Origin of the sequence: Exiguobacterium sp. s101 (genome assembly GCF_018617835.1) — a bacterium.
GTDB classification, from domain to species: domain Bacteria; phylum Bacillota; class Bacilli; order Exiguobacteriales; family Exiguobacteriaceae; genus Exiguobacterium; species Exiguobacterium marinum.
In genome coordinates this window covers 123,544-149,770 of record NZ_JACSKX010000006.1, presented here as the reverse complement: position 1 = coordinate 149,770, position 26,227 = coordinate 123,544, and the positions used below count along the sequence as shown (strand labels likewise).

Below are 26,227 nucleotides of genomic sequence, written 5' to 3'. Positions count from 1 at the left end.
CAATGTGCAAAGTCCTACACCTACCAAGAAGCACCTTCTACTACGCATCGAAGAAGCGACGGTCGGTCGACGATGTGACCGGTGACGTCATCGAGATCTTCCGTCAAAGTCGTGAAAATTATGGGACTCGCAAGATCAAGATCGAACTCCAAAAGCTCGGAAAGCAAGTGTCCCGAAGACGCATCGGCCGCATCATGCGGGAGCAAGGGCTCGTATCCTCCTACACCGTCGCACAATACAGACCGAAGCGAAATAACCCGAACGAGTCCGCGGTCAAAAATGAATTGAACCGCGAGTTCCGTCAGGAAGAAGAGTTGTCGGTCATCGTGAGTGATTTGACATACGTCAGGGTCCAAAACAAATGGAACTATGTGTGTGTTTTCGTCGATCTCTTCAACCGTGAAATCATTGGACATAGTGTAGGCGAGCACAAGGACGCCTCCCTGGTGGCTCGGGCAATCGCGACGATCCCGAGCGACCTTCGACGAATCGGAATGTTCCACACCGACCGCGGGAGCGAATTCAACAACAAGCTCGTGAGCGATACGTTGCGCAGTTTCGGGATCCGTCGCTCGCTGAGCGATAAAGGGTGCCCTTACGACAACGCCGTGTCAGAGGCGACGTATAAAGTGATCAAGACGGAGTTCGTTAGAAAACGGAGTTTTTCGAGTTTGACGGTCCTCGACCGTGAATTACGGGACTACATCCATTGGTTCAATCATATTCGAATTCACGGAACACTGGGATACCTGACGCCGAAAGAGTACAAACAGAGACACCTCTTAAAAACTGTCTAGTTTAGTGTTGACAATCCACACGTCGTTGTCATGAAAACGACGCCGATAGGCCTGGCTGATTGTCGAATGGTCGGGCACCTTCTCGTCGATGCCGAGACCGAGGAACCAACGATAGGCGAGGTTCGTCTGAACCTCCTTCACGGTCTGACGCACGGAACGGATGTTGAACAGCGGCCCGAGGAGAATGATCTTGATGATGATCTCGGGATCGATGCCGGGCGTCCCGGTGTTCGAATAAAGCGGGGCGCAGAGGCGGTGGACGATCGAGAAGTCGATGTGGCGGTCAAGTTTTCGGACGAGATGATCCTGCGGGACCAGCTGGTCCAACGTGGTCTTCGTCTGGATCGCTTCATGTCGTCGTTCTTATAAAATCGGACTGAGGAGTCGTGACACCCCTTCCCGTGCACGGACCGTCCATTTACGGGTTTCATAGTCTTCCATCGTATAAACTCGGCTAACCGCGATGTCGGTTTCAAACAAAGAGACGAGTTCGAGGGCGACACGTTCATCATAAATGAGTGCGTTCACTTCAAAGTTGAGACGGAAGCTTCGGGCATCTAAATTCGTCGTCCCAACGGTCGCAATCTCATCATCGACGACTAGGATTTTTGCGTGCAGAAATCCTTCACCATACAAGTAGACGTTCGCACCATAATTGAGCAACTCTCCGAGGAAAGAGAGGGATGCCCACATGACGAACGGGTGATCCGGTTTTCCGGGAATCATGATATCCATTTGAATCCCGGAGAGTAACGCCATCTTACAAGCATCCATGAAGCTTGTATCAGGTATGAAGTAAGGCGTTTGAATGACGACCCGTCGTTTTGCCGACATGATCATCTTCACCATCATATTCTTTAAATGTTCCGTATCCGAGTTCGGTCCACTCGTGACGATTTGCATTGGAGACTTGTCTTTAATCTCGTGTCGCGCAAAAGAAAATGTATTTTCTGGTTCGTGGTCGCGATGACCTGAATAGTTCCAATCCAAGATGAAACGGTGTTGAAGATGATAGACGACGTCACCTTCAACCCGCAAATGCGTGTCGCGCCAATAGCCAAATTTTTCGACGAGTCCGAGATATTCGGTGCCGACGTTGAAGCCGCCGACATATCCAATCTTCCCGTCAATGATGACGACCTTACGGTGATTTCGATTGTTCAGTTTAAAGTTGATCATTCCGAGAGTAGGTGGGAAGAAAACACGGACTTCTCCGTCGTTCGCAATCAATTCTTTAAAGTCGGAGTTTCGAAGACTCCGAGATCCGACCGCATCATAAAGGAGTCGTACTTTGACACCGGCTTTCGCACGCCCAATCAGTTCCTTCAAAAGTGCTTGACCGAGGGCGTCACGTTGAATGATGTAGTATTGAATGTTAATCTCGGTTTCGGCAGAGCGGATATCATCCATTAGCGCTTTGAATTTTTGTTCACCATCGTGCAAGATGAGGGAACGATTATGTACGCTAATCAATGATTTAGCTGAACGTAAATTCATTTGAAGTAATTGATCGTACTTTTCAAACAATGGCTGAGCGAGCAATGTTTCTCGGGCATGAATCTGTTCGATTTGTGATTCTACTTGAAGCGCATGGAAAGAACGCTCTTCCACACTCAAGTTGTAGAAGTTATCCTTCTTGAGTTGTCGTCCGAGAAAGAGGTAGATGATAAAGCCGAGCACTGGTAAAAAGAATAGGACGAGCAACCAGGCCCAGGTCGCCCCGACGTCCCTTCTTTCGGCAAAGATGACAGCGAGTGCGAACAACAGGTTTAACCCAAGGACGATATACAGTCCCCAGCTGAATAAAATGGACAAATTCAACGACATACACTCCTAAAAATCAATTTGTAGCTTAATCATACATCAAATGAGGGAATAGATTGCTATCAAATGAAATAGGGGGAGTAGACGATGGATATGGAAGTCGTATGGAAGCAAGGGATGGCGTTTGAAACGCATACGCCTTCGGGACACAAGGTCACACTCGACGCGTCTGAGGATGTTGGGGGACATGACACCGGTCCTCGTCCGACCGAGATGTTACTTCACGCAACTGCATCCTGCACGGGAATCGATATCGTATCGATTTTGCATAAGATGCGTCAACCGCTCGAGTCGTTCGAGATGAAGATTGATGGGGTTCGTGCAATCGAACATCCGAAACGCTTTACAGCCATTCACATCTTATATATTTTGAAAGGCGATATGTCGGAAGAGCGGGTTCGACGGGCAATCGAACTGTCTGTTGAACGATATTGTTCCGTTTCACACAGTCTGAACGCGACATTGTCCTATAGTTATCAATTAAACGATAATGGAGTCATTCCGTTTGAAATGAAAGAGTGAGCAAGATGGTTGAAAGACATAGTGTTCTCCGTTATATTTGTATTTCAAATACTGTGTAATTAAAGGAGGACGTTATGATTCGACTCGCGACGAAGCGCGATGCCAAGAGCATCGCGAACCTAATCGAACAACGAGCCGTAGCGCTAAATGAACAGGGAAGCGACCAGTGGACCGAATATTTGGAACAGGACCTCGTGGAGCGTGTGCTCACTGATATTACGGAAGGCAGTGTATATGTCTTTGAAGATAATCAACAAATTTTAGCTTCAATCGCATTGTTGCCTCCTGATGAATGGGACGACAATTTATGGGATGACAGTGAGTATGGACAATACATCCATCGAATCGTCGTCAGTGAAAAGTTAAAAGGACGCGGGGTTGGACAGCAACTCATGGAGCACGTGTTACAGTCGGCCGACGAGGATGAGCCGATCCGACTCGACTGTGTCGCTGATAATGAATTTCTCAATAGTTATTATCCACGTTTTGGTTTCGTCTATGTTGACTCCCGAAACGGGTACAATACGTTCGAATACAGACTAGATGAGAGTATGAGTGCATGAGGGTCTTTGGACCCTTTTTTTGATATAATGATTAAAGCGAAAAGGAGGAATTTTCCATGATTAAAACTATCTTAGTGGGGTTCGGCTTTTCTGCGAACACATTTCATTTCCCGTTCTTAAATACCGTTGACTCATTTGAAGTGGTTGGAGTCGTCTCAACGCGTCCGAGCGAAGTTCATGCCAAACTACCAGAAGCTAATGTATATGAGACGTTAGAGGAAGCATTACAAGCAGATGCATCCTTGTTCATTATCACGACACCTTCTCACTTACATAAAGAGATGGTCGTTTCTTGTCTACGAGCAGGTAAAGACGTATTAGTAGAGAAACCAGCTTTTCTGACGACTGCAGAAGGATATGAGTTAATAAAACTTGAAGCGGAGACGGGTCAAATCGTCAATGTGTATCAAAATCGTCGCTTTGATGGTGATTTCTTAACAATCAAGTCGTTGCTTGACTCAAACGCAATAGGTGATTGGAAAGTAATGGAATCACGATTTGATCGCTTCCGACCGAATGTACGTGACCGTTGGCGGGAAAATGCAGGACCGGGCTCAGGCATCTTATTTGATTTAGGAAGTCATCTCATCGATCAAACGCTCGCTTTGTTTGGAAAGCCTGATCGGATTCAAGCAGATGTGATGACTCAACGAGAGGGTGGACAATCTGACGATGGGTTTCATGTGACGCTCTATTACGGAAATAAACGAGTCTATCTTCGTTCAAACCCGTTCATCGCAGGAGAAACTCCACGTTTTGAACTGCATGGAACGAATGGAAGTTTTGTGAAATACGGTCTTGATCCCCAGGAAGAGGCGCTGAAGGATGGGAAATTAGAAGCTGATATTTTAGAAACTGGTATCCTGTCTGTCGAAGATGTGGAAACGATTCAAGTTGAGAAGGGAAGCTACCTCACTTATTATCACCAGTTGGCGGAAAGTTATCAGACACGACGCCCGATTGTCTCTTTAAAAGATGCCGCATTGACAACACAAATTATTGAACTTGCTCGTCAATCGAGTGAAACAGGTGTAGTAATCACGGTGGACTGATGTCATATCAATATCCTTCAACATGCGGATTCGCTATATAGCGGGTCCGTTTTTTAATTGTGAGTGAATCAACATACGAAAGAAATAGTGATATGTTTTTCGTAAACTACACTGTACGGAAATTGATTGTTAATAATAAAAAGTTACATTATTCATCTGTGTACTCATCCTCAAATGGGAAAAATAGTTAAGGAGATCACTTATAAAGGGGTGAGATGATGGAAACAAGAATCATCAAAGACCGAGCCGAGTGGGAATATTGGTTAAGTCAAACACAATGTGATGTATATGACAGTTATGATTATGTCAAAGTGAATTGTGGATCACATGACTCGCCAGAACTTTTTGTCGCCAATACATCAAAGGGGATGTTGATATATCCATATATCCGAAGACAAATCGATCAGCGGTATGATGATCTCGTGACAGCCTATGGTTATGGTGGACCATTTCGAGTTGGAGAGTTCACAGATGACGAAGTAAAGGTCGCTCGCCATACCTTTTTATTACGAGAAGAAAACGAAATGACGGTCACAGAGACAATTCGCTACCATCCGCTTAGAATAGATGAAGCCATCATGAAAACGTTTGGACAGGCTTTCCCTATTCGAAAAACAGTCCATGTTCAGCTGGATAAACCTTATGAACAGTTGACAGAGCGATTTCATAAAATGACGAAGCGTAATGTAAAACGGGCGACGCGTGAACAATTGACCGTTGTACAAGGTGGCGCTGAAGACATTCAAACATTTATAAGACTATATGAAGAAACTATGAATCGTCGTTCAGCGAATGATGATTATTATTATTCAACTTCGTATTTTAGAAAATTGCTCACGAGTGAGTCGTTTGAAGCCGAGTTTTTATTTGCGCTTCATAATGAAAGCGTGATTGCAGGAGTGTTGCTGTTATATGGAGAGACAGGTGCTCATTATCATCTAGGTGGATCGTTAAATAACTTTTTGCCACTCCGGCCAAACCATTTTCTGTTCAGTGAGATGATTCGCCGTTCAAGTGATAAAGGAAAAGTATACTTGCACCTTGGTGGGGGGGTGACAGGACAGGATGCTCTCTACGATTTTAAATCGAGTTTCTCTGGAGAAGAACCGCTCACTTATTATATTGGAAAAAGTATTCTAAAGGACGATGTGTATCAAAGGTTAAACGATGCCCATATTCAACTGCATGGAATGTCTGATTACTTTCCGATGTATCGAGCACCTGTAAAGATTGATACGCCACTTTCATCGACAAAATAAAACAATCGATGCAACAGAACGCTTGAACGTTCCGTGCATCGATTGTTTTGGTTATGCAGCATCTTCTTCTGTCGATTCGACTTTTTCAGTATGACGGACGATTGGGAAGTTTTTAAATAGGCGGCTTCCAATCAAACCAAAACCGATTCCTAAGATGAATAAAACGACAGCTGTGATTGTGACCGTTTGCCAGTCATTAAATCCATACATAACGAGAAGTCCCGGGATACCCGCAGCTGAACCAGGAGCATCATTGATCATACCCGTCATTGCCACGATCAGTCCTGCGACAGCCCCACCCACAAAGTTCACACTATAAATAGGAATTGGGTTTGCGGAAATTAAATCAGCTTGAGTCAACGGCTCAATTGCAACTGATAGTTGATCTTTCTTCGTTCCAATCTTCAATTGACGGAACAACAAGTAATTCATCGAGATCGATGCGGTCAATGCAAGTGCGGCAATTGCCATCGGCACACCTGTCAAGCCGAGCATCGCTGTTAAAGCCATCGAACTGAGAGGGGACGTCGACACGACAGTGACAATTCCTCCTAGCACGAGCCCCATGACGACCGGGTTTTGCGTCGCCGCGAGTTCAATGACTGCACCAATTTGAGCGAGAGTGTTTGACACAAGTGGGTCTACGCCGATTGCGACGAGTCGTGCGAGTGGAGCCATCACAATGACGTAGAAGATCATATCGACCCCGGTCGGAAGATAGCGATTGATGCGTGTACCAACTAAGGCAAGGATATATCCTGCGAAAAATCCAGGAAGGATACCGAATCCAGACACGGATAATCCAATCATCATACTATATACGGGGTTGATCCCGAGTGCGATGGCAACGAGTGCCGCCGCAGCAGGACCTGATAACGAACCGGCTGCCTGCCCGACCTCTTCATATAGAGGAAGTGGCAGTAATCCTCCGATGGCGTAGGCGTTGAATGCTTCGACGAGGAAACTTGCGATTGCCGCACCTGCCAAGGCGCCCATCGCTTTCATTCCGAATGGTGCCTTGTAGCTGAAAAGTGTGAACAAGGCCAGGATGAGCAGTAAGAGTGCAACTCCTTGAATAATGACCATAAACTTTTCCTTCTTTCTATCTATCTGTATTCATTCATAATTTCTTCTATATTCAATGATAGAAACGCTTCTGTAAAGCCATTTTGACGAGAAAAATTAAAATTGAAGCATGATATCGTTTACATGAAGAAACAAAGAATCATGGTAGCGCTTACTTTGAAAATGACATCAATTGTACAAGTTTTGACGTGTCGAGCCGCATCAGATTGGGAACAGGTAGAGGAAAGACTGTTCATAAAGTATTGGTCGAGGAGGAAGAATCATGCGGAATGCAGACAGACAGTGGCATGCTCTCGAAGTAGATGAAGTAAAAGCAAGAGTGGAGACTGATAACGAAACGGGGCTCTCGAAAGAAAGTGTCACAAGTCGTCAGGAAGAGTTCGGTAAAAACGTGTTACCGGAGAAAGAGAAAACGCCTGAATTCATAAAGTTCTTAAGACAATTTAATGACATTCTTGTGTACGTCTTGATCGGTGCGGCAGTTGTCACCGGTTTTCTTGGTGAATATATCGATACGATTGTTATCGTCTTAGTCGTCACGGTCATCGGTGTCGTTGGATACTTACAAGAGAACAAAGCGGAAGAAGCACTAGAAGGAATCAAAAAGTTGCTGGAAACGAAAGCGACCGTCATTCGTGACGGGAAACAATCCGAAATCGACTCAAGTGACCTCGTCGTCGGGGATGTACTCGTCCTCGCAGCTGGTGATAAAGTGCCAGCCGATGCACGGGTTGTTCGGGCAGAAAAGTTCAAAGTAGAGGAGTCCGCACTGACCGGTGAAGCGACAACGGTCGAGAAAAAACCGGATGTCGTCAATGAAGAAGCCGTACTCGCTGACCGTAAGAACATGGTTTACTCAGGAACGAGTGTGGCGACAGGTAGCGCTAAAGCGATTGTTACAGCAATCGGCGAAGGAACTGAGCTTGGGCAAATCAATGCATCCATCTCAGAAGTACAAACCGTCAAGACACCACTCATTCGTCAGACGACGAAATTTGGTCAAACCGTATCGATTGCCATCTTAATCATCTCTGTGGTGATTTATGCATTTGGTTATTTCATGAGAGATTATGAACCTGTCGAACTGATGCTGACGACGATTGGTCTGGCAGTCGCAGCGATCCCAGAAGGATTACCAGCTGTCATCTCCATTATCTTAGCGCTCGGAGTTCGGAATATGGCTGAACAGAAAGCGATTGTTCGAAGCTTACCATCTGTCGAGACGTTAGGCGCAGTATCCGTCATCTGTACGGATAAGACCGGTACGTTAACGAAGAATGAGATGACCGTCAAACAAATCGTGACGGCGAAACATGACATTGAAGTCTCAGGAAGTGGATATGCACCGAACGGAGACCTAGAATTGAACGGTCAACCGTTTGATTTGGATGACGATGAATCGATGATTGATCTCTTGACTGTCGGGAAGACGTGTAACGATGCACAGTTGAACGAAGAGGATGGGGGTTGGGTCATCAATGGGGATCCGACCGAAGCTTGTTTACTGACTGTCGCAGAAAAAGCGGAACGTCCGATCGAACGACTTAAAGTCATCTCCAAAATCCCGTTTGATTCTGAATACAAGTACATGGCTACGCTCGTCGATTATAAAGGAGAGCGCATGATTTTCGTCAAAGGTGCACCTGACCGTCTTTTTGAGATGGCATCTTCTGAAGATTTCACTGAAGAGTATTGGGACGATAAACGTAAAGAAATTGCTGACCGAGGTCAACGTGTCCTCGGTGCCGGTTTCAAGAGAGTTGACAGTTCGAAACAATCGATTGACCATGAAGATGTTGAAAATAGTCTGACTTTCCTCGGGTTATTCGGTATCGTCGATCCGCCACGACAAGAGGCGATCGATGCTGTTGCTGCGTGTCGTGATGCTGGCATCCGAATTAAAATGATTACGGGTGACCATAAGGACACGGCTGTCGCAATCGCAAAAGAGCTCGGTATGGAAGTTGAAGGGGCGCTCGAAGGCCGCGAATTGACGGATATGTCCGATGAAGAAATCAAAGAGGCGTCCGTTCATAATGACGTGTTCGCGAGAACGAGCCCGAACGATAAACTTCGACTCGTCAAAGGGTTACAAGAGAACGGGTTGATCACCTCGATGACCGGAGACGGCGTCAATGACGCTCCAGCCTTAAAACGTGCAGATATCGGGGTGGCGATGGGAATCAAAGGGACGGAAGTCGCAAAAGAAGCCTCTCAGATGGTTCTAGTCGATGATAACTTCAAAACAATCTATAACGCCGTCCGTGAAGGTCGCCGAGTATATGATAACTTGAAGAAAACAATCCTCTTCTTACTCCCTACAAACGGTGGACAGGCGTTACTCGTTGCGATGAGTATCTTGCTTGGGGCAGCAGCACCACTCAGTCCTGTTCAAATTTTATGGGTGAACATGGTCGTCGCAATCACCTTATCACTGGCAATTGCCTTTGAACCTCTTGAAGAGAGTACGATGAAGCGTCCTCCACGACCGGCGAACATGCCACTTCTCAGTCGCTATTACATTTTCCGGGTCACATTCGTGTCGATATTGATTGGAGGAGGTAGTTTGTGGATTAATCACATGCTCGGTGATTTCGATTATTCAACCGAGAAATTACAGACAATTACCTTAAATGCAATCGTCATGGCACAGTTGTTCCATTTATATAACTGTCGCACCGAGTTGGTCCCTGCGTTCAATCGTCGGTTCTTCGACAATAAGATCGCTTTCCTCGTATCAGGTTTACTCATCGCTCTTCAATTGTTCATCACGTACGTGCCGTTCATGCATACGTTGTTCGGGACTGCACCACTTACGTGGGAAGATTGGATTTACCCAGTGGCATTTGGAACAGTGGTGTTTGTCATCGTTGAAATCGAAAAAGCTATCTCAAGACGAGTGATTGGAAATCAAAACATTCACTAATACGTTTCATGTATGTAGAAAACGGATAACAAATGGAGTAACGACGAAGGAGGGATACGATGAAACGAGATGAATCACAACCAGGGGTACATCCAGATCCAATTCAAGATGATGAATCGAACCCGGCTAAGAAGCCGGCTCCGACACAACACCCTGATCCAAATCCCGAAGAAGAGTCGGACGAATAAACAAGTTACCTGTGTATAATAAAACCTCCTCGTCTGAATCGGCGAGGAGGTTTTTGGTGTGGAGGTTACTTTGTCATTTTTGAGGAACGGCTGTTTTGTAGACGATTGAACTTTTTCTCATCCGTATGTTCTGTGATGATAAAATCACCGACGGGACATTCCCATTTTCCTTTTGCGACAACGCATTCACGCAATGTCACCTGATCATCATACAGATCAAGCTTAGTGTTTCTTTTAAAAATTGATCTACTTTTTGATTTGGCACTTTAGCATATTCATTCAATTCGAGTACTTCATTTTTAACAGTCACATAAGATGTGACCTGAAAATAGCGCATGTGATGGTCTCCTTTATAACAAATCTAATTTTTAGTATAGCCGTTTATGAGACAGAACGGGACATCAATGTTGCATTTCAACACGTTCGCGCTTCGGAGGAGCTTCGTTAAACGGTTTCTGATGTCGAATGATGAGCCAGAAGATTAAGCCGAACAGCGGGATGTACGGAAGTGGCCAAAGGCTCATCTTATAGCGTTTCGCATCCCGATTCATTAATGTGATTTGAATGAACGTCAATAAGAAAAAGTCAACGGTCATCGTTCGCACAAACTGATTATTCTCTACATACGACCAATATTCTGAGACATTTCCCGTATTCGCGGCAGCGATGAACAGTCCGATTGTCACTAATAGCAACACGACACCAAGGATACGCGTCGGAAACGGTTTGACCGGGGTCGGATAAGGAGATTGTCTCGCAAAAGCCAAATAGGGGGCGAGTAAGAAGCCACCTACGAAAAAACTACTGATGGCAGCGATGAGCGGATTCGGCTTCAGCTGATTCACTTCTGACCAAAGAAGCGGGAACATCGCTAACGGAAACACACCTAAGATACTAAAGAGTGAGAGAGAATAGCCTTCATACGCATCGGTATTATAAGTCAAAAAGTCGATTAGAAAGCGCCCGTCAAACGGGACGTTCTGACCTAAGATGGCCAACGCGATGGCCGCCCCCCATGGAATCAATAAAAATTTTCTAGTCATACGAACACCTCGCCAATGATTGATAGTTGTAGTATACCCTCTTTTGTAAACACGAAAAAATGAGAAGATGCATCATGCATGTTCTCATTTATTTTCACGTGCATACGTTTTAATCATCGTGACGAGTTGTTGGGTTTCTTCCATTTTTATATCAAGCATGATTCCATAGTCATAAAGAGTTCCCAATTGTTTGCGATGTTTAACGTATCCAATCAGTTCGATCGGCTGGAGAGTTGGAACGAGATCGAGGACAAAATGTACTTGTAAGTCATTAGAAAGTGGAAAGAGATAATCCGAGCGTAATTTTAATCCGTGAGAACTTACATTGAGAAGTAGCCCCTCGCCATCATATAATTCTTTGTCTCCCCAAATCAGTTTGTAAGGAATTATACGCGGATTTGGTAGTATATAGCGGAAAGTTTCCTGTCTGCGATAACGCATCAATTCACCCCATTTCTCTACTCGTTATATCGGTACTGGATAATTAAAAATGAAGAGGAAATGCTTATAAAATTATTATGTACTTGCTTTACAAAAGTGAAAACGCTTTCTATAATAAGTGTACGTTTTGAACAGGGAGGAGATCAGATGAATGTCCATGATTTACTCCGGCGATACGCGATTCAATCACCAGTCATTTACGAAAAAAAACATAACGGGGAATGGGTTAAACTTGAGCGTTTGCCTGTCTATACCATTCTTGAAGTCGAAATGAACGATCAAACGATTGAGGCGATCGCCATTGATGCGTTTAAGGCCATCACAGTTTGTCGAGATGAGACGTCGATTGAAGCCGCTCGGCCTTATGCTGTGCGTATCCAAATCGAACGACCATGAAGAAATGCCGTAACTTCAAACGAGAAGTTACGGCATTTCTTATGCAGCATCTTGTTTTATTTCGTCTTGTGGATTTGTCCGTTTTGCATAATACATGAATGGTGTAGCCATCCATGCAATTACAAACTTCGCTACGTACGTCGTGATAAAGATATTCCACCAAATGTCCCATTCCATCCCCCAAAAAGCGATAATACAGAACGTGAACGTATCAATCAATTGAGATAATACGGTCGAACCGGTTGTCCGGAGCCATAGCTTTTTCTCGCCCGTTTTTGCGCGAATTTTCGAATAGACGAAGACATCGAACAACTGAGAGACTAAATAGGCGGCAAGGCTACCGAGTGTGATCAATGGTAGCATCGAGAAGAGTGCCTCAAAACTCTCGTGCATGAAGAGCGCCTCTTCAAACGCTTCATACAAAAGGGCGTACTGCATGAGTACCGTTGAGACGATCAAAATGAAAAATCCGAGCCATACCCCTTTTCGGGCAGCTGCTCGCCCGTATTTTTCATTCAAAATGTCAGTCGCTAAGTAAAGCGAACCGTAGACGATGTTACCGAGCGTAAAAATGTATCCGCCAATTACAATCTGTTGCGTGACTTGAATATTTGCGACGACAGAAGCCATCGCAATCCAAGCGTATAGTCCGACCCGACCAAATAATTTGTAGCTAACGACGAGAAGACCGAGTGTAAGGATGGCGGAAGGAATCCATAACCATTCGTTTAGCATGAATCATGCTCCTTCCTTTAACTATTCAATAATTTCAACTTTTCAAGTTTATAGAGGAACGGAAATGATGTCAAGGTGAAGGGAGAGGGAGAGGGTCCACTTAGGTAAACACTGTAAAATTGAAAAACCTTCTTCTATATCAAAAAAGTGCTAGTGGAAACTCCTGTGAAGTGCAATCGTTCGACAAATTGATAAGCGATTCGACAAATCGAGTTTCGCGACACGAAAAAAAACAAAAACTGTGCCATTTCTGTGCCACACCAAAAAGAAAGCACCTCCTGTCATAAACAGGAAGTGCCCTAAACCGCATTGTTAAGCGGTATTATTGATGCCTCCGACGAGAATCGAACTCGTGCTGCAGCATTACCATTGCTGAGGTCTGCCACTAACCTACAGAGGCTTTACACCCACTATGTTACACAGGTTAATCGCCTTTTTCAAGCTTTTTCAGAATAATAAGACCTCTAGTCTTCGGTAACCGAAGACTAGAGGTCGGATGAATCATGCTTATTTTGTTCGGATCCAAACAGCACCTGCAGAGTTGTCTTTCGCTTCACCGACTACGTCAATGACGAGGCCGTATTGCGGGAGTTTACGTCCTGCATCTGGAATGAGTGAGTTGATGTACGAATTCGCATCATTGAACTTCTTCACGCCAGCTTGTGCTTTGTAGTCATAGATACCACGACTTGGTGAATCGATATACCAAGCGAGCGTCTTATCGAGACTGAATGCAGCGTCAGCGATTTGGTAACGTGTGCTATTTGTCACTGTCTGTTGTCCATTCAAGTTACCGATAAGCGCTTGTGGATGTGAATCGACGACACCGAGGAAGCCTTCACCAGGGTGGACACCGACCCAGTTGTCTGTATACGAGTCATCACCGTACCATACGACTAGACCTGCGTTGTATTTCACGCCACGGCCGTTGAGAAGACCCATATCCGACCCGGCATGGTTACGCCACTCGAGGTAGTAGTAGTGTGGTTTTGAATCGTATCCGTCTGAAGAAACGAATCCATCGAGAGTGACGGCTTCAGCGCCTTCCGCATCATCTGCGAAGAGCGTTGTTGATTCTGATTTGATTGACAAGTTGTCGACTGCGAAGCCTTTCATCGCGACGCCGCCGTCTGTCACGTATTCAAAGACGATTTGAACATCTTGTCCAGCAAATTGTGAGAGATCGTATGATTTGTTGACCCATGTACCGTTCGTCGTCTCGGCAGGGTAACCTGCTTCGTTTGCACCGTTGACGTCGTCACCGAATACATCGAGAACGAATTCTTGATCACCGCTGAGGGCTTTAATGTACAAGTAATCATAGTCAGATTCGACTTCATAGAATGAATCGAATGTGAGGACTCCGTCAGCACCGAGTTTCACACTTGGTGTCGCCATCTCTGTGTGGATGTCGTCACCCTTTGTCGAGTAGTAATAGCGATCGCCATAAGCTGGTTCGATTCCTTTTATCTTCTTATCAGGAAGGTTGACTTTGACGATGCCTGGGTTGTTTGATTTCGTCACAGACTGGTCGAGTTGTGAGACGAACCCTTGTGAGTTGATGTCTTCAAGGTCGACTTCTGTGATGTTCGCCCAGTTTCCACCCATGATTTTTTGGAAGTACTCTTTGTTTTGTGGTGAGAAGCTTGTCGGTTCCGTACCTGCGACTTTACCGGCCCAGCTACCGCCACTCATGATAGACCATGACTGTACCGGCTCACCTTGACCTGTGTACTGCGTATCGTACTCATCTGGAAGACCGAGATCATGTCCAAATTCGTGTGCGAAGACTCCGACTGCGCCATCTTCAGGTTGAATCGTATAATCGTACGCAGCCATTTTTCCGCCCCAGTAAGGAACTGTAGCTTCTGTGTCGGCTACTGGGTATACACCGTCGAGAACCCAGCGGTGTGACCAAACCGCATCGTCACTAAGCGCACCACCACCAGCTTCTTGACCAGTACCTGCGTGGATAATCATCAAGTGATCGACGAGACCGTCCGGCTCGTTGAAATCGCCGTCTCCATCTAAGTCGTAAAGGTCATATTGGTCGTGCTCTGCGAGGTCGATACCAGATGCGACCGCTGCATTCAACGCATCTTTGACGAGTTGACGTGGACCAGGCCCGACGTTATCGTGTCCACCATCACCTTTGTCCGCCCCATAGTCTTTCGCAGTTCCTGGAACGGTCAACCATTCAGAAACTTCACCATCAACTGTGTAGCTTCCACCTGATTGTTCTTCATAATATTGTTTGAACGTCCGGACTTTCTCTCCATTGAAGAGTTCGAATGACTTGTCACCAAACATATAGTTCTCGTAATGTTCTTTACTGAAATTATCACTATACATGTAGCCCGGTTCTTGGATGATGTTGTTATGTTTGAAGTCGCTATACTCGACGAGAAGGACGAGGACTTTGTCTTCACGAACAGCTCCGTTGTATGCAGACTGTTGTGCAGGGGATACTTTTACTTGACCATTTGGTTTTCCTTTTCGATAGTTCGCTTGTCCTTTTTTCGCTTTGTCGAGAATTCGTTCTGTTTCTTTTTCGAATTGAGTATGTACCTTTTCTTTTGCTTTTGAAGCCTTTTCATTCAGTTTTTCATCATGCTTATGTGAATCTTTTGCTGCACCTTGCTTTTTCGAGATATATGCGTCGACCGCTTTCATACGTTCAGATGCAGATAACCCCTTTTTGATGACGCCCCGTTTCTCGAGCGCTTTCGCGAGACGGTCTTCGTCGATAATGTTGTGGTCGAACGGAGCGAGTTCGCTCGTTGCCGGACCGGGTGGCGCAACCGCTAAAGGGGCAGCACCAGCAGCCGGAACGATACTGACTGTCATGGCAGAAGTCATGAGAGCCGCGAGTGTCGTTCGACGAATAGAACGTTTTTTCATTTGTGTGAACCTCCTGTAAATAGATAATGGGAAAATGTGTGATTTTGATGTAAATGTACCCTTTGTGTCTGATTAATGTCAATATTCAGAAAATAATAAACAAAAAAGGAGTCTAATGACCTATTTAGTCAATATGAACTAAATAGACTTAGACTCCAAGTCGATATATCCGTAATGGAACTTCGACGTTTTACGTTTTATATGAGTGAAACCATAGCGTTCAAAGGTATCGCTCTCAAAATGCGCCTTCAAGACAATTCGTTTCTTGGCTACTCGTTTTGCTTCGGCAATCAACTCTTGAGTGAGAGGAGAAGTGTCGGCGATCGAGCGAAGTGGGTTCAAATGAACCGATTCTGAAATCGTTTTTTCAAACATCGGATCAAAGTAAATACAATCAAACGAATTTTCCGCACACGTTTTCAAATAGTCGAGTGAATTGGCGTGAACGACCTCAATGCGGCGCATCGCCTCAGTCACATGCTCATCTTTTTCTACCCAAACGGCCATGCCTTCTCGAACGAGTTGCGCCGTGATAAATTGACTTTCGATTCCGACCATTTTTCCTGTTGTGCCGACTGCATGGCTCATGACGATGCTGTCCGATCCCAGACCGAGCGTACAATCTAACATTCGATCACCCAGTGTAGCTTGTAATGCATCAATGAGTGGATCTGTTCCACCACGACTAAGTTGTTTCACTCGAAAGACCGAGCTAGAAGGATGAAAAAAGAATGGTTCTGTACTGTGTAGTGGTGTGTATTCGACGCGTCGTTTATCAAACACAAGTACATCTTGGTGATGGCGTTTCTTCAGCTCATCAATCGAATGTTTGCGTCGATCGACAAACTTCAACTTGTACTCTGCAGCATATCTATGCGCCCGAGACAAAACTTCGTCTGTCGGGCGTAAACAGGTGGTTACGATATACATGTTACTAGCTCCTCCATAAAAAATGAGACGCCGCTGCGTCTCATTTTTTCTTACTGAGTAAGTCTGATAGTTCATCGATAAGTGCTTTATGAGAAGCAAGTTCTTTCTTCTTCTCATCGTTTACGTTCGCCGGACGCTTTGAACGGCTTTGCAGTGCTTCAAGCGTCTCATCAATTGACGATTTCAACGTATCTCGTTCTTCAGGTTTCAAGGATACTTCATGCGGATTTTCTCCAGAGGCATCTAACTCGCGAAGGCGTGCCATCAATTGCTTCGCCTCGCGATTCAAATCGACGAGTAATCTGTCAATTTGTTCCAATCTTAATTTAATCCCATCTCGTTCTGTAAACATTTGTTTCACCTCTTTTTAAGGTTTAACCCTAAGGTCTCTTCTTGTTTACTTTACCATAAAATTTGTTAAACGAAACTACCGGGAATTTATTCCATTTATTTTGGCTTTAAGAAACATTGTTTCTCTATCCCCACATGAAGTTCACCTGCTATACTAACTGAGCTAAAAGGGAGGTGGGGGGATGGAAACGACAAATCATCCACCAAAAGCGCTCAAAGGAGCGATTGTATCGATCACAACCTATTTAATCTTATCTATAGTAAAAGTATTTTTTGGTTATCTATATGAATCTGAGGCTGTGCTAGCCGATGGATTCAACAATACGACAGATATTATCGCGTCGGTCGCCGTATATATCGGAATTCGGGTTGCGGCTTTTCCTCGAGACGCTGAACATAAATACGGACACGCGAAAATGGAGACAATCTCGGCGTTGGTTGCTTCATTGATCATGGTTGCAGTCGGTATCTTTGTATTCTTCAATAGCCTGTCTAACTTAATCGGAGGAGAATATGCAGAACCGAACCCGTTAGCAGCCGTCGTCGCGTTCGTCAGTGCGCTCGTCATGTTCGCTGTATATCGCTTCAATTTGAATCTTTCGAAGAAAACAAAATCACTGGCGCTAAAGGCAGCGGCGAAAGATAACTTGGCAGATGCGATGATTTCGATTGGGGCAACACTCGGTGTTCTATTCGCATATTTTCAGCTCCCTTGGATGGACACGGTTTTGGCAGTTGTCATTGCCGGTATGATTATCCGCACAGCGATACAAATCTTCTTAGATGCCACACATCAACTCTCAGATGGGTTCCCGCCACATCTTGTGGAATCATATGAGGAGACAATCGAACAGTTCGAACGGGTGAAAGAAGTACGTGAAATCAAAGGACGACATTTAGGGAATCACGTGATGCTCGACGTGACGATTGCAGTTGATGGGGATTTGACGGTGGATTCGGCTCATGAATTGTGTGACGAAATCGAACGGAAACTGGATGAACAACATGCTGTCGACTCGGTTCATATTCATATTGAACCGATATGACGTTCGGTTATCTTTTGCGCTTCATGAGTAGATTCGTTTATAATAAGCGCAGACAGATATTGAACTACTAGTTAAGGAGGGCACGGGATGAACATCGTGCGTCAACCTATTCGCCAAATTGATGAGATCGAATATGAACACTTTCAAAAATACGGAGAAAACTCATATGGTGTTTCTGCCGAAGAGTTGAAAGGCATCTTTGAAGAGATGGGGACAGAACAACTCTATCACGCAAAAGAGCACAGCTATGGAGAAGACTTTTATTATGATTTGATGGTCGACGACGAACTTGTCGGTAAAGTATTGTTGCTCAAGCTTGCTAGAGTATATCAACTCGACCTGATGGTGTTTGATCCGTATAAAAATAAAGGGTATGCGACTGAAGGGCTACGTCTTGCCTTACTAGGTTCGGAGTTATTAGACGGACAGACCGTCCGCGCTGGCATTCCACCAACGAGTCCTCACCAACAAGAGATGCAACAAGTCCTTTTGCGAAATGGATTCGAAAAGCGGAACGGCCTGTATTATTTAAATTTTAAGAAACGATATGTAGTAAACCATTAAGCTGACGGCGTCTCGCACGTCAGCTTTTTTCATATGGAGGGGTAAGGATGAAACAAGTCACCATTAAAGATATCGCCGAGCTCGCAGGAGTCGCAAAAAGTACAGTCTCGCGCTATTTGAACGGAGGTTCTGTCGGCAAGGCGACGAGAGAAAAACTCGACCGGGTCATTCGAGAGACGAATTATGAACCGAATCAGTTCGCGCAAAGTCTCAAGTCGAAACAGACGAAGATGATTGGGGTCATCGTTCCACGGCTCGATTCATATGCATCCTCGCGGACGATGATGGGAATTGACGAACGGCTTACTGATCGAGGGTATCAGATGCTCGTCGTCAATACGGCACAGCAGACAGAGCGTGAAATCGAACAATTATACAACTTGACCAAACAAAAGGTCGCAGGGATCATTTGGCTTGGGACAACGGTCACAGAGCGTCACCTTGAGGCAATTGAAGCGATTCAAATCCCTGTCTTACTGATTGGTCAGCAGCATGACAAGGTGCACAGCCTCGTATATCCGGACCATGAAGCGGCTTTTGCACTTGGTACACAATTCACGGAGTGGGGTCATCGAGACGTAGTCTATGTCGGAGTATATGAATCGGATATCGCGGTCGGCCAAGACCGCCGCGACGGATTTTTAAAGGCGTTTCATGAGTCGGGGGCACACGTCAAAGTCATTCAAACGACGTTTAAGATTGAGGACGCCATTCCAATCGGGGAACAATTAGCGAATGATATCGGTTCAGTCTCTCTCATCGTCTGTGCGACAGACAACATCGCACTTGGCGTATTGAAAGGATTGGCGAATCGTGGCATCTCTGTCCCGAATGATGTTTCTGTCAGTGGATTCGGAGGCTACGATTTTACGGAAGTCTTACATCCATCCATCACGACCGTCCATCTTCCATATCGCCGAACTGGTGCTAAAGCAGCCGATATGATGTTGCAACTTTTACATGGTGAACAAGTTCCGATGAAAACGTTCACAAATTTCGAATTAAAAGTGCGCGAAAGCGTTGACAATATAAAATAAATGATTTATATTCGTGTTGCGGAACCGGTTCCGTAACATTTTTTTAAATCATTTTGGAACCGGTACCAATCATATTTAGAACTTATTATGATTTATGGAGGTGGACGATATGAACACCGTACATTGTATCGGCGAATTGTTGATTGACTGGGTATGTGAAGATGCGTCAAGCGATCTCGTTAAAGGGACGACGTTCGTCAAGAAAGCAGGAGGCGCACCTGCGAATGTCGCGGCAGTCGTCAGTAAGCACGGGGGAAAATCGAGTTTCCTCGGACAGGTTGGAGATGACCCGTTTGGTCTCTTTTTGAAACAGACGTTGATCGAGAACGGCGTCCGAACAGAAAACCTTGTGGAATCTGGAAATACGACATTTGCATTCGTATCGATTCAAGAGGACGGAGAGCGGGACTTCACATTCCGTCGCGGAAGTGACGGAGAGTTCGCTTTCGAGTCGATCGACTTATCGGTAATCGAGTCAGGAGACATCATTCATTTCGGCTCGGCGACAGCATTACTTGATGGAAAATTGAAAGACGCGTACTTCAAGTTATTGCAATTTGCAAAGCGGGATGGCTTGTTTATCTCGTTCGACCCGAACTATCGAGATGCATTGATCACGGACCTCGAGCAATTTAAACAAGATGCGAGACACTTCATCGCGGAATCGGACTTCATTAAATTGAGCGAAGAAGAAGCACACTTGTTAACCGGAGAAGAACAACTAGAAGACGCTGTTCGTGCACTGCTTGAATTAGGTGCAAAACAGATTGCCATCACACTAGGCTCTCGTGGGACGTTGATTGCGACAAGCGCGCATCATGAAATCGTTCCTTCAATCTCAATCGACAGTGTCGATTCGACGGGAGCGGGAGATGCGTTCGTCGGTGCCTATTTGTATCGTTTGGCGACACTCGGATTTGATTCGGCGCGATTACTGGCTGACATTGAATATGCAAACGTAACAGGAGCATTGACTTGTACGGCATACGGCGCTATACCAGCCATTCCATCACGAAAACTTGTAAATGAAGCGTTAGGAGGGAAATGAAAATGGATTACAAAAAAGAAGCAGCATCAATCTTAGAGGCGATTGGTGGGAAAGAAAACGTTGCGGCAGCCGCCCACTGTGCGACTCGCCTTCGACTCGTATTGAACGATGAGTCGAAGGTCGATGAGAAAGCTCTCGAACAACTCGATGTTGTCAAAGGGACGTTCTCTACGGGAGGACAATACCAAATCATCATCGGACAAGGTACGGTCAACAAGGTATATGCCGAGTTCTCACAGATGACTGGTCTTGGAGACATGTCAACGACAGACGTGAAGTCAGCCGGAGCGAAAAAGATGAACCCGCTCCAACAGTTCGTCAAAATGTTATCCGATATCTTTGTTCCAATCATCCCGGCCATCGTCGCCGGCGGTCTCTTGATGGGGATCAACAACTTATTGACGGCACCGGATTTGTTCTTTGACGGACAATCGTTGATTGATCAGTATCCAGGCATGGCGGATCTTGCAGCGATGATCAATACGTTCGCAAACGCTGCCTTCGTCTTCTTACCAGTACTCATAGGGTTCTCCGCAGCCAAGCGGTTTGGTGGTAATCCATATCTTGGTGCGGCACTAGGAATGATCATGGTTCACCCGGACTTGATTAACGCATATGCACAGGCAACGGTTGAAGACATTCCGGTTTGGAACATCTTCGGTCTTGAGATTGAAAAGTTAGGATACCAAGGACAAGTCTTACCAGTCCTCGTCTCGACGTATATTTTATCGAAGCTTGAAATCAACATCCGGAAGTTCATGCCGGCGTCACTTGACATCTTGCTTACGCCATTACTTTCCCTTCTCTTCACAGCGTTCATCACGTTCGCTTTCGTGGGTCCAATCACACGTGAAGCAGGGAACCTAATCATTGATGGATTGGTGTGGACGTATGATTCACTCGGATTCGTCGGTGGCTTGATCATGGGTCTTCTCTACGCCCCAATCGTGATCACAGGGATGCACCATAGCTTTATTGCGATTGAGACACAGCTTCTCGCTGATATCGCCGAAACAGGCGGATCGTTCATCTTCCCGATCGCTGCAATGTCGAACGTCGCGCAAGGAGCGGCTACTCTTGCGGTCTTCTTCTTGACTCGCGATAAGAAGATGAAAGGTGTAGCTTCTGCATCAGGAATCTCTGCATTACTTGGAATCACAGAGCCTGCCATGTTCGGGGTCAATTTAAAACTTCGTTATCCGTTCGTTGCAGCCATCTTCGGTTCAGCCATCGCGTCCGCGTTCATCGTTGGAAACGACGTATTGGCAGTAGCGCTTGGTGCTGCTGGATTACCAGGGATCATCTCAATCGCACCGGGGTCAATCATCTCGTATATCATTGGTATGGCGATTGCATTCGCTGTGACGTTCGGGTTGACATTCATCCTTGCGAAACGACAAGCAAAAAAAGAAGCGGTCAAACAAGCCGCGTAACGAAAAAGGAAGTGACACTATGAATTGGACGAAGGCCGAACGTTATCGTTCACTCCGTGACGTGAGTGCCCTCGAGATGGAGGTGCTCCGTGCAAAGACGACCGCATCCCCATGGCGGTTTGGATACCACATCCAGCCGCCTACGGGCCTCCTCAACGACCCGAACGGCTTCACGTATTACGATGGAGAATACCATTTATTTTATCAATGGTTTCCGCTAGGGCCAGTTCACGGTCTCAAACATTGGTATCATGTCAGTTCGAAAAATCTCGTCCATTGGACCGACCGCGGGGTGGCGTTAGTCCCTGAAACGAAGGAGGATTCCCACGGTGCCTATTCTGGAAGTGGGTTCGTCGTAAACGACACCCTTCACGTCATGTATACCGGGAATCATCGTACGGACGATTGGACGCGTCACGCCTCGCAAATTATTGGTGTATTGCGTGACGGGATGATCGAGCGGCGAAACGTGGCCATCCCGGATATTCCGGCCGGTTACACGGAACATTTCCGCGATCCGAAAGTATGGGAAAAAGATGAATCATATTATGCGATTGTCGGGGCACAGCGAACGGATGAGACAGGATGTGTCGTCTTATATCGTTCGACCGACTTGAATGAATGGACGTTTTTAGGTGAAGTAAAGACCGAACTCGAAGAGTTTGGTTACATGTGGGAATGTCCTGATGTGTTCGAACTTGACGGGAAACACGTGCTCATCTTTTCTCCGCAAGGGATCAAGCCCGAGAGTCATCGCTACCACAACATCTATCAGTCCGGATATTTGACCGGTGACCTCGACTTGAATACGAGTACATTCAACCACGGGGCATTCGAAGAATTGGACTTCGGGTTTGACTTTTACGCCCCGCAAACGACGGAGCATGATGGCCGTCGCATCTTAGTCGGTTGGATGGGCTTACCGGAGATTGAATATCCGACAGATCGGTACGGCTGGGCACATGCGTTGACACTTCCTCGAGAACTATCGCTTGAAGATGGCGTATTGAAGCAACGTCCAGTCTCTGAAATGAAGCAACTCCGAACTAATCATTTCGTAAATGAAACAGGCGCGCATATCGAAGTGATTTCGCCCGAACGTTATGAATTGGAATTGTCGACGTCCGGAGAAGACTTCGAGCTCGAACTGTTGAAGACAGAAGATGAGTCGCTCGTGATTCGGTACGAGAAAGAAACACAGGAATTGACCATCGATCGGACGAATGCGGGTGAACCGTTCGCAACCGAGTTCGGGACGACCCGAACAATAGTGCTCGATGTCACGTCTTTACATCTGTTCGTCGACTCGTCGAGTGTCGAATGTTTCGTCAACGACGGTGACGCTGTGGCCACGCTTCGTGTTTTCCCAAATGATGACGAGAAACGGATTCGCTATGTCGGAGAGGATGCAACTTTGGTTGGTTGGAAATATGAATGAGTGTAAAAGCTGAGCGATTGCTCGGCTTTTTTATTTTGCAAATGTTGAAACCGTTTTGATTGATAATACGTACATTAGACGAGAGGAGTGAAATGATGGATAAATGGATTCGGTGGGCAGGTGAAATTCGTAAGGCGACATTGTCTTATAAAATCGATACAGAAGAACTGGAACGAGAAGAAATGGAAGGCGTGATGGTGGCGGAGTCAACGGAGCGTGGAACATTCAATCCAGAAGTAGCGTTAGAGTTCCACTCGTTGGATCAAGTGAAAGTGTTCGCGGAAATGCTACGAAGTTCAGAAGAAATCGAAGGTATTGAGATTGAAGTGGCTCCCGATTTTGATCTCTTGCTGCAATTTAAAGGTGGCGAGCATGAACGATATCAGCTGTGGCTCGGTAAACCGAACCGTCCGAGTGTCATCACGCATCTTGAGCGAACGGACGTTGTCTGGCGACTACCGGAACATACGACGAATCAATTGATTGATGCCCTCGAGTTAGATACGTAAAAAAGCACCTCTTTTTGAGATGCTTACGAGTTGAATCGGATAAACCGTTCGATTTGTCGCTCTGATTTTCTCGCTTGTCGTCCGACCCAAATGAGGTGTCCTGGGCTGTTCAGGATTGTTAACTGAGCATGCGGGATCAATCGCTTCGCGTAATGCGCATGACGAACGGGGACGGCCTTGTCATTTTTTGAATGGACGATGTATGTCGGGCAGGTGACACCGAGTAAGACCTCACTTGACACACGTTGTTTTAAATCGAACTGTGCGCCAAGTCCAAACGCCATCTGATTCGCGACACGTTTTAGGAGGAAGATGTCATAGGGTGATACCTCTTCTCGAATCGTCTCGAGTGCCAACACACTCGTCGATTGAATCATACGGGCCGTCGCTTCGAATGGATGTTTTTGAATGGCACGAGCGATGAACTGTTTCATGATGTATTGAAGGGCGATGAATGCCGGCTGGACGATATTTCGACTGATCGTGTCCCGATACGGGAAATCGACGACACTCGTTACGGCGGCAGCGAGTGTCAAGCTGAGTACACGCTGATTCTGTGAAGCGAGCTCGATGGCGGTCGGTCCTCCGGCAGAGATGCCATATACATGATATCGATCAATATCTAGCATTTGCATCAAGTGAGAGAGTCGGGATGCAAACAATTGAGGAGATGCTGAAAAAGAGTATGGTGTTTCTCCATATCCGGGTCTAGATGGGACAATGACCCGGAAACCGGATAAAACGAGTTGGTCCACATGGTATGGTTCTAGACTCGAGGATTGGGTCCCATGGATCAGTACGATGACGGGACCGTGACCGCGGTCTATATATTCGATTTTTGAGCCGTCGACGTGTGCATAATATTTCAACTTAGATGGCGCCTCCTTAAACGTTTTGTAATGGAAAATACCTTTATTTCGTGGAAATAAAATGATAATGTCTGTTTATACATAATTTAGATAGAGAAACGAAAGGGGATAGAACCGTGAATAACCGAGAGCGGTTACTTGAAGTTCGACGTTTCTTCGAACGTTACACGGACGAAGCGAATCCAAAGACACTTGAAGATTTGCTCGAGTACTTGTCAACGATAGGAGATACTTCTAAGTTAGCAAAAAAATCGGTGAAAGACGATATCCAGGCACTGAATAATTCGGGGTTTGAAGTGCAGGATGAATTGGAGAAGAATGGTCTCGCTAAAAAGTATTGGCATTCGGCCCGCTTATTTGAGATTCATGAACTCCGGATGATGGTCGATGCGATTGTCGCAGCGAAATTTATCTCGGAAGACGTGACCGAGGAAATTGTAGAGAAACTTCAAATGCTGACGAGTATCCCTGAAGCGAAGACGCTACAATCGATCATCAAGACGCCGAAGAAAAAACACGGACACATTCCTTATCATATCGATCGTATCCAACGGGCCATTCATGAACGAAAAGCTATCTCGTTCCAATATACAGACGTCGTCGGATTTGATGTGACGAAACGAACGTTCCCGCTCCGCCGTGACGGAGAGCGATACGTCGTTAATCCAATCGATTTGCATTGGAATCACGAGCAGTACTACTTGATCGGGATCGACGAATCAATCGGAGAGGTGCGGAACTACCGGGTTGACCGCATCGTCAATTCGGAGATTGTGGAAGATGGCACCATTCGTCCGAAGCATCATTTACCTGATGATTACTATCAAAAATCATTCAATATGTATAACGGATCTGATGAACAAATCGTTTTGTCCGTCGACGAACGCGTTCTCCCGGTCATCTTTGACAAGTTAGGGGAAGACGTTTCTGTTTCTGAACATGGAGAACGATTCCTCATCCGTTTCGATGCGGCCGTTTCTGACGGATTTATTTACTGGTTGCTATCTTTGGGTTCACAAGTAGAAGTGGTTGAACCACTCACGCTTCGTGATCATATGAAAGCAACGATTGAGAAGATGGCAATTACTTATGAACATACAAGCATTCATTCCTCCATCGAGTAAGCAGATGTGCTATACTGCTTGCGACACTAGATGAAGGGGGACAGGCGGATGTTGAATTGGATGCCATTGATCATTCCGATTGTCGCTGTCATTTTCGTAACGATCGTCGCAAGACGCGCCATGAAAATGGATAAAGAGAACTAAT

The 26,227-nt window shown here is 45.7% G+C and carries 27 protein-coding genes and 1 tRNA gene; 16 read left to right on the top strand and 12 right to left on the bottom strand.

Going from position 1 to position 26,227, the window contains the following annotated elements; all coding sequences use genetic code 11:
- The coding region (locus KNO76_RS07350) for an IS3 family transposase (protein ID WP_214884252.1) at window positions 1-797 on the top strand (797 nt) is incomplete at its 5' end.
- Here KNO76_RS07350 and KNO76_RS07345 read toward each other — a convergent pair.
- Both KNO76_RS07345 and cls read right to left on the bottom strand, forming a co-directional pair.
- Complete coding sequence (locus tag KNO76_RS07345; protein WP_214884249.1) at window positions 783-1,124, bottom strand: transposase; 342 nt, start codon at window positions 1,122-1,124, stop codon at window positions 783-785. The genes KNO76_RS07350 and KNO76_RS07345 overlap by 15 nt on opposite strands.
- Window positions 1,125-1,160: 36 nt before the next feature.
- Window positions 1,161-2,624 carry a cardiolipin synthase gene (gene cls / locus KNO76_RS07340; protein WP_483297387.1) on the bottom strand — a complete coding sequence of 488 codons (1,464 nt, stop codon included), beginning with the start codon at window positions 2,622-2,624 and terminating at the stop codon, window positions 1,161-1,163.
- Window positions 2,625-2,708: 84 nt separating this feature from the next.
- On the opposite strand from cls, the gene KNO76_RS07335 reads away from it, so the two are divergent.
- The 4 genes from KNO76_RS07335 to KNO76_RS07320 all read left to right on the top strand — a co-directional run bounded on the left by KNO76_RS07335 (window position 2,709) and on the right by KNO76_RS07320 (window position 6,017).
- A complete protein-coding gene (locus tag KNO76_RS07335; RefSeq protein WP_214884237.1) occupies window positions 2,709-3,143 on the top strand; it encodes an OsmC family protein in 435 nt (144 codons plus the stop codon).
- A gap of 74 nt (window positions 3,144-3,217) precedes the next feature.
- Entirely contained in the window at window positions 3,218-3,706 is a 489-nt protein-coding gene (locus KNO76_RS07330; RefSeq protein ID WP_026826043.1) for a GNAT family N-acetyltransferase, read from the top strand.
- 56 nt (window positions 3,707-3,762) lie between these two features.
- Window positions 3,763-4,758 carry a Gfo/Idh/MocA family oxidoreductase gene (locus tag KNO76_RS07325; protein ID WP_214884234.1) on the top strand — a complete coding sequence of 332 codons (996 nt, stop codon included), beginning with the start codon at window positions 3,763-3,765 and terminating at the stop codon, window positions 4,756-4,758.
- A 218-nt stretch (window positions 4,759-4,976) separates the two neighbouring features.
- A complete protein-coding gene (locus KNO76_RS07320) occupies window positions 4,977-6,017 on the top strand; it encodes a lipid II:glycine glycyltransferase FemX (RefSeq protein WP_214884225.1) in 1,041 nt (346 codons plus the stop codon).
- Between the two features lie 51 nt (window positions 6,018-6,068).
- On the opposite strand, the gene KNO76_RS07315 is transcribed toward KNO76_RS07320, so the two are convergent.
- Window positions 6,069-7,103 (bottom strand): PTS sugar transporter subunit IIC, encoded by a 1,035-nt coding sequence (locus KNO76_RS07315; protein WP_026826040.1) that lies wholly within the window; start codon window positions 7,101-7,103, stop codon window positions 6,069-6,071.
- A gap of 262 nt (window positions 7,104-7,365) precedes the next feature.
- Here KNO76_RS07315 and KNO76_RS07310 point away from each other — a divergent pair, with 262 nt between their 5' ends.
- The gene (locus KNO76_RS07310; protein WP_214884223.1) at window positions 7,366-10,029 is read left to right on the top strand and encodes a cation-transporting P-type ATPase; all 2,664 of its coding nucleotides are present in this window, start codon (window positions 7,366-7,368) and stop codon (window positions 10,027-10,029) included.
- Between the two features lie 59 nt (window positions 10,030-10,088).
- A complete protein-coding gene (locus tag KNO76_RS14170; RefSeq protein ID WP_285800438.1) occupies window positions 10,089-10,217 on the top strand; it encodes a hypothetical protein in 129 nt (42 codons plus the stop codon).
- A 196-nt stretch (window positions 10,218-10,413) separates the two neighbouring features.
- Here KNO76_RS14170 and KNO76_RS14055 read toward each other — a convergent pair whose 3' ends face one another.
- The 3 genes from KNO76_RS14055 to KNO76_RS07295 form a co-directional block, all read right to left on the bottom strand.
- Window positions 10,414-10,554 (bottom strand): hypothetical protein, encoded by a 141-nt coding sequence (locus KNO76_RS14055; RefSeq protein WP_251127925.1) that lies wholly within the window; start codon window positions 10,552-10,554, stop codon window positions 10,414-10,416.
- 64 nt (window positions 10,555-10,618) lie between these two features.
- Complete coding sequence (locus KNO76_RS07300; RefSeq protein ID WP_214884221.1) at window positions 10,619-11,260, bottom strand: hypothetical protein; 642 nt, start codon at window positions 11,258-11,260, stop codon at window positions 10,619-10,621.
- A gap of 84 nt (window positions 11,261-11,344) precedes the next feature.
- Window positions 11,345-11,701: a PilZ domain-containing protein gene (locus tag KNO76_RS07295; protein WP_214884218.1), complete on the bottom strand. Its 357-nt coding sequence runs from the start codon at window positions 11,699-11,701 to the stop codon at window positions 11,345-11,347.
- Between the two features lie 147 nt (window positions 11,702-11,848).
- Between KNO76_RS07295 and KNO76_RS07290 the strand changes: the two genes are divergently transcribed.
- A complete protein-coding gene (locus tag KNO76_RS07290; RefSeq protein WP_214884215.1) occupies window positions 11,849-12,097 on the top strand; it encodes a hypothetical protein in 249 nt (82 codons plus the stop codon).
- Between the two features lie 39 nt (window positions 12,098-12,136).
- Here the strand turns inward: KNO76_RS07290 and KNO76_RS07285 are convergent, their stop codons facing one another.
- From KNO76_RS07285 to KNO76_RS07265, 5 genes are all read right to left on the bottom strand, one after another.
- A complete protein-coding gene (locus KNO76_RS07285; RefSeq protein ID WP_214884212.1) occupies window positions 12,137-12,832 on the bottom strand; it encodes a queuosine precursor transporter in 696 nt (231 codons plus the stop codon).
- A gap of 329 nt (window positions 12,833-13,161) precedes the next feature.
- Window positions 13,162-13,232 (bottom strand) — tRNA-Thr (locus tag KNO76_RS07280).
- A gap of 107 nt (window positions 13,233-13,339) precedes the next feature.
- Entirely contained in the window at window positions 13,340-15,733 is a 2,394-nt protein-coding gene (locus KNO76_RS07275) for an immune inhibitor A domain-containing protein (RefSeq protein ID WP_214884209.1), read from the bottom strand.
- Between the two features lie 138 nt (window positions 15,734-15,871).
- The gene (locus KNO76_RS07270; protein WP_214698457.1) at window positions 15,872-16,663 is read right to left on the bottom strand and encodes a class I SAM-dependent methyltransferase; all 792 of its coding nucleotides are present in this window, start codon (window positions 16,661-16,663) and stop codon (window positions 15,872-15,874) included.
- 40 nt (window positions 16,664-16,703) lie between these two features.
- Window positions 16,704-17,015, bottom strand: a complete 312-nt coding sequence (locus tag KNO76_RS07265; protein ID WP_214884207.1) for a hypothetical protein — start codon at window positions 17,013-17,015, stop codon at window positions 16,704-16,706.
- Between the two features lie 181 nt (window positions 17,016-17,196).
- On the opposite strand from KNO76_RS07265, the gene KNO76_RS07260 reads away from it, so the two are divergent.
- From KNO76_RS07260 to KNO76_RS07230, 7 genes are all read left to right on the top strand, one after another.
- A complete protein-coding gene (locus KNO76_RS07260; protein ID WP_214884204.1) occupies window positions 17,197-18,060 on the top strand; it encodes a cation diffusion facilitator family transporter in 864 nt (287 codons plus the stop codon).
- A gap of 87 nt (window positions 18,061-18,147) precedes the next feature.
- Window positions 18,148-18,624: a GNAT family protein gene (locus tag KNO76_RS07255; RefSeq protein ID WP_214884201.1), complete on the top strand. Its 477-nt coding sequence runs from the start codon at window positions 18,148-18,150 to the stop codon at window positions 18,622-18,624.
- Window positions 18,625-18,671: 47 nt separating this feature from the next.
- Window positions 18,672-19,661 (top strand): LacI family DNA-binding transcriptional regulator, encoded by a 990-nt coding sequence (locus KNO76_RS07250; protein ID WP_026826025.1) that lies wholly within the window; start codon window positions 18,672-18,674, stop codon window positions 19,659-19,661.
- A gap of 109 nt (window positions 19,662-19,770) precedes the next feature.
- Window positions 19,771-20,709 (top strand): carbohydrate kinase family protein, encoded by a 939-nt coding sequence (locus tag KNO76_RS07245; RefSeq protein WP_214884198.1) that lies wholly within the window; start codon window positions 19,771-19,773, stop codon window positions 20,707-20,709.
- Between the two features lie 2 nt (window positions 20,710-20,711).
- On the top strand, window positions 20,712-22,142 hold the full coding sequence (locus KNO76_RS07240) for a sucrose-specific PTS transporter subunit IIBC (protein WP_214884195.1): 1,431 nt from the start codon (window positions 20,712-20,714) through the stop codon (window positions 22,140-22,142).
- A gap of 19 nt (window positions 22,143-22,161) precedes the next feature.
- The gene (locus KNO76_RS07235) at window positions 22,162-23,580 is read left to right on the top strand and encodes a glycoside hydrolase family 32 protein (RefSeq protein ID WP_214884192.1); all 1,419 of its coding nucleotides are present in this window, start codon (window positions 22,162-22,164) and stop codon (window positions 23,578-23,580) included.
- A gap of 95 nt (window positions 23,581-23,675) precedes the next feature.
- Window positions 23,676-24,089, top strand: coding sequence for a YhfM domain-containing protein (locus tag KNO76_RS07230; RefSeq protein WP_214884190.1), 414 nt, complete (start codon window positions 23,676-23,678; stop codon window positions 24,087-24,089).
- A gap of 23 nt (window positions 24,090-24,112) precedes the next feature.
- On the opposite strand, the gene KNO76_RS07225 is transcribed toward KNO76_RS07230, so the two are convergent.
- Window positions 24,113-24,958 carry an alpha/beta fold hydrolase gene (locus tag KNO76_RS07225; protein WP_214884188.1) on the bottom strand — a complete coding sequence of 282 codons (846 nt, stop codon included), beginning with the start codon at window positions 24,956-24,958 and terminating at the stop codon, window positions 24,113-24,115.
- Between the two features lie 116 nt (window positions 24,959-25,074).
- On the opposite strand from KNO76_RS07225, the gene KNO76_RS07220 reads away from it, so the two are divergent.
- The gene (locus tag KNO76_RS07220) at window positions 25,075-26,082 is read left to right on the top strand and encodes a helix-turn-helix transcriptional regulator (RefSeq protein ID WP_214781035.1); all 1,008 of its coding nucleotides are present in this window, start codon (window positions 25,075-25,077) and stop codon (window positions 26,080-26,082) included.
- The last annotated feature ends 145 nt before the right edge of the window (window positions 26,083-26,227 follow it).

Bases quoted from the DNA above. Each gene is read 5' to 3' on its own strand.
- cls (WP_483297387.1), bottom strand. From the start codon at position 2,624: ATGTCGTTGAATTTGTCCATTTTATTCAGCTGGGGACTGTATATCGTC.
- KNO76_RS07335 (WP_214884237.1), top strand. From the start codon at position 2,709: ATGGATATGGAAGTCGTATGGAAGCAAGGGATGGCGTTTGAAACGCAT.
- KNO76_RS07330 (WP_026826043.1), top strand. From the start codon at position 3,218: ATGATTCGACTCGCGACGAAGCGCGATGCCAAGAGCATCGCGAACCTA.
- KNO76_RS07325 (WP_214884234.1), top strand. From the start codon at position 3,763: ATGATTAAAACTATCTTAGTGGGGTTCGGCTTTTCTGCGAACACATTT.
- KNO76_RS07320 (WP_214884225.1), top strand. From the start codon at position 4,977: ATGGAAACAAGAATCATCAAAGACCGAGCCGAGTGGGAATATTGGTTA.
- KNO76_RS07315 (WP_026826040.1), bottom strand. From the start codon at position 7,103: ATGGTCATTATTCAAGGAGTTGCACTCTTACTGCTCATCCTGGCCTTG.
- KNO76_RS07310 (WP_214884223.1), top strand. From the start codon at position 7,366: ATGCGGAATGCAGACAGACAGTGGCATGCTCTCGAAGTAGATGAAGTA.
- KNO76_RS14170 (WP_285800438.1), top strand. From the start codon at position 10,089: ATGAAACGAGATGAATCACAACCAGGGGTACATCCAGATCCAATTCAA.
- KNO76_RS14055 (WP_251127925.1), bottom strand. From the start codon at position 10,554: ATGCGCTATTTTCAGGTCACATCTTATGTGACTGTTAAAAATGAAGTA.
- KNO76_RS07300 (WP_214884221.1), bottom strand. From the start codon at position 11,260: ATGACTAGAAAATTTTTATTGATTCCATGGGGGGCGGCCATCGCGTTG.
- KNO76_RS07295 (WP_214884218.1), bottom strand. From the start codon at position 11,701: ATGCGTTATCGCAGACAGGAAACTTTCCGCTATATACTACCAAATCCG.
- KNO76_RS07290 (WP_214884215.1), top strand. From the start codon at position 11,849: ATGAATGTCCATGATTTACTCCGGCGATACGCGATTCAATCACCAGTC.
- KNO76_RS07285 (WP_214884212.1), bottom strand. From the start codon at position 12,832: ATGCTAAACGAATGGTTATGGATTCCTTCCGCCATCCTTACACTCGGT.
- KNO76_RS07275 (WP_214884209.1), bottom strand. From the start codon at position 15,733: ATGAAAAAACGTTCTATTCGTCGAACGACACTCGCGGCTCTCATGACT.
- KNO76_RS07270 (WP_214698457.1), bottom strand. From the start codon at position 16,663: ATGTATATCGTAACCACCTGTTTACGCCCGACAGACGAAGTTTTGTCT.
- KNO76_RS07265 (WP_214884207.1), bottom strand. From the start codon at position 17,015: ATGTTTACAGAACGAGATGGGATTAAATTAAGATTGGAACAAATTGAC.
- KNO76_RS07260 (WP_214884204.1), top strand. From the start codon at position 17,197: ATGGAAACGACAAATCATCCACCAAAAGCGCTCAAAGGAGCGATTGTA.
- KNO76_RS07255 (WP_214884201.1), top strand. From the start codon at position 18,148: ATGAACATCGTGCGTCAACCTATTCGCCAAATTGATGAGATCGAATAT.
- KNO76_RS07250 (WP_026826025.1), top strand. From the start codon at position 18,672: ATGAAACAAGTCACCATTAAAGATATCGCCGAGCTCGCAGGAGTCGCA.
- KNO76_RS07245 (WP_214884198.1), top strand. From the start codon at position 19,771: ATGAACACCGTACATTGTATCGGCGAATTGTTGATTGACTGGGTATGT.
- KNO76_RS07240 (WP_214884195.1), top strand. From the start codon at position 20,712: ATGGATTACAAAAAAGAAGCAGCATCAATCTTAGAGGCGATTGGTGGG.
- KNO76_RS07235 (WP_214884192.1), top strand. From the start codon at position 22,162: ATGAATTGGACGAAGGCCGAACGTTATCGTTCACTCCGTGACGTGAGT.
- KNO76_RS07230 (WP_214884190.1), top strand. From the start codon at position 23,676: ATGGATAAATGGATTCGGTGGGCAGGTGAAATTCGTAAGGCGACATTG.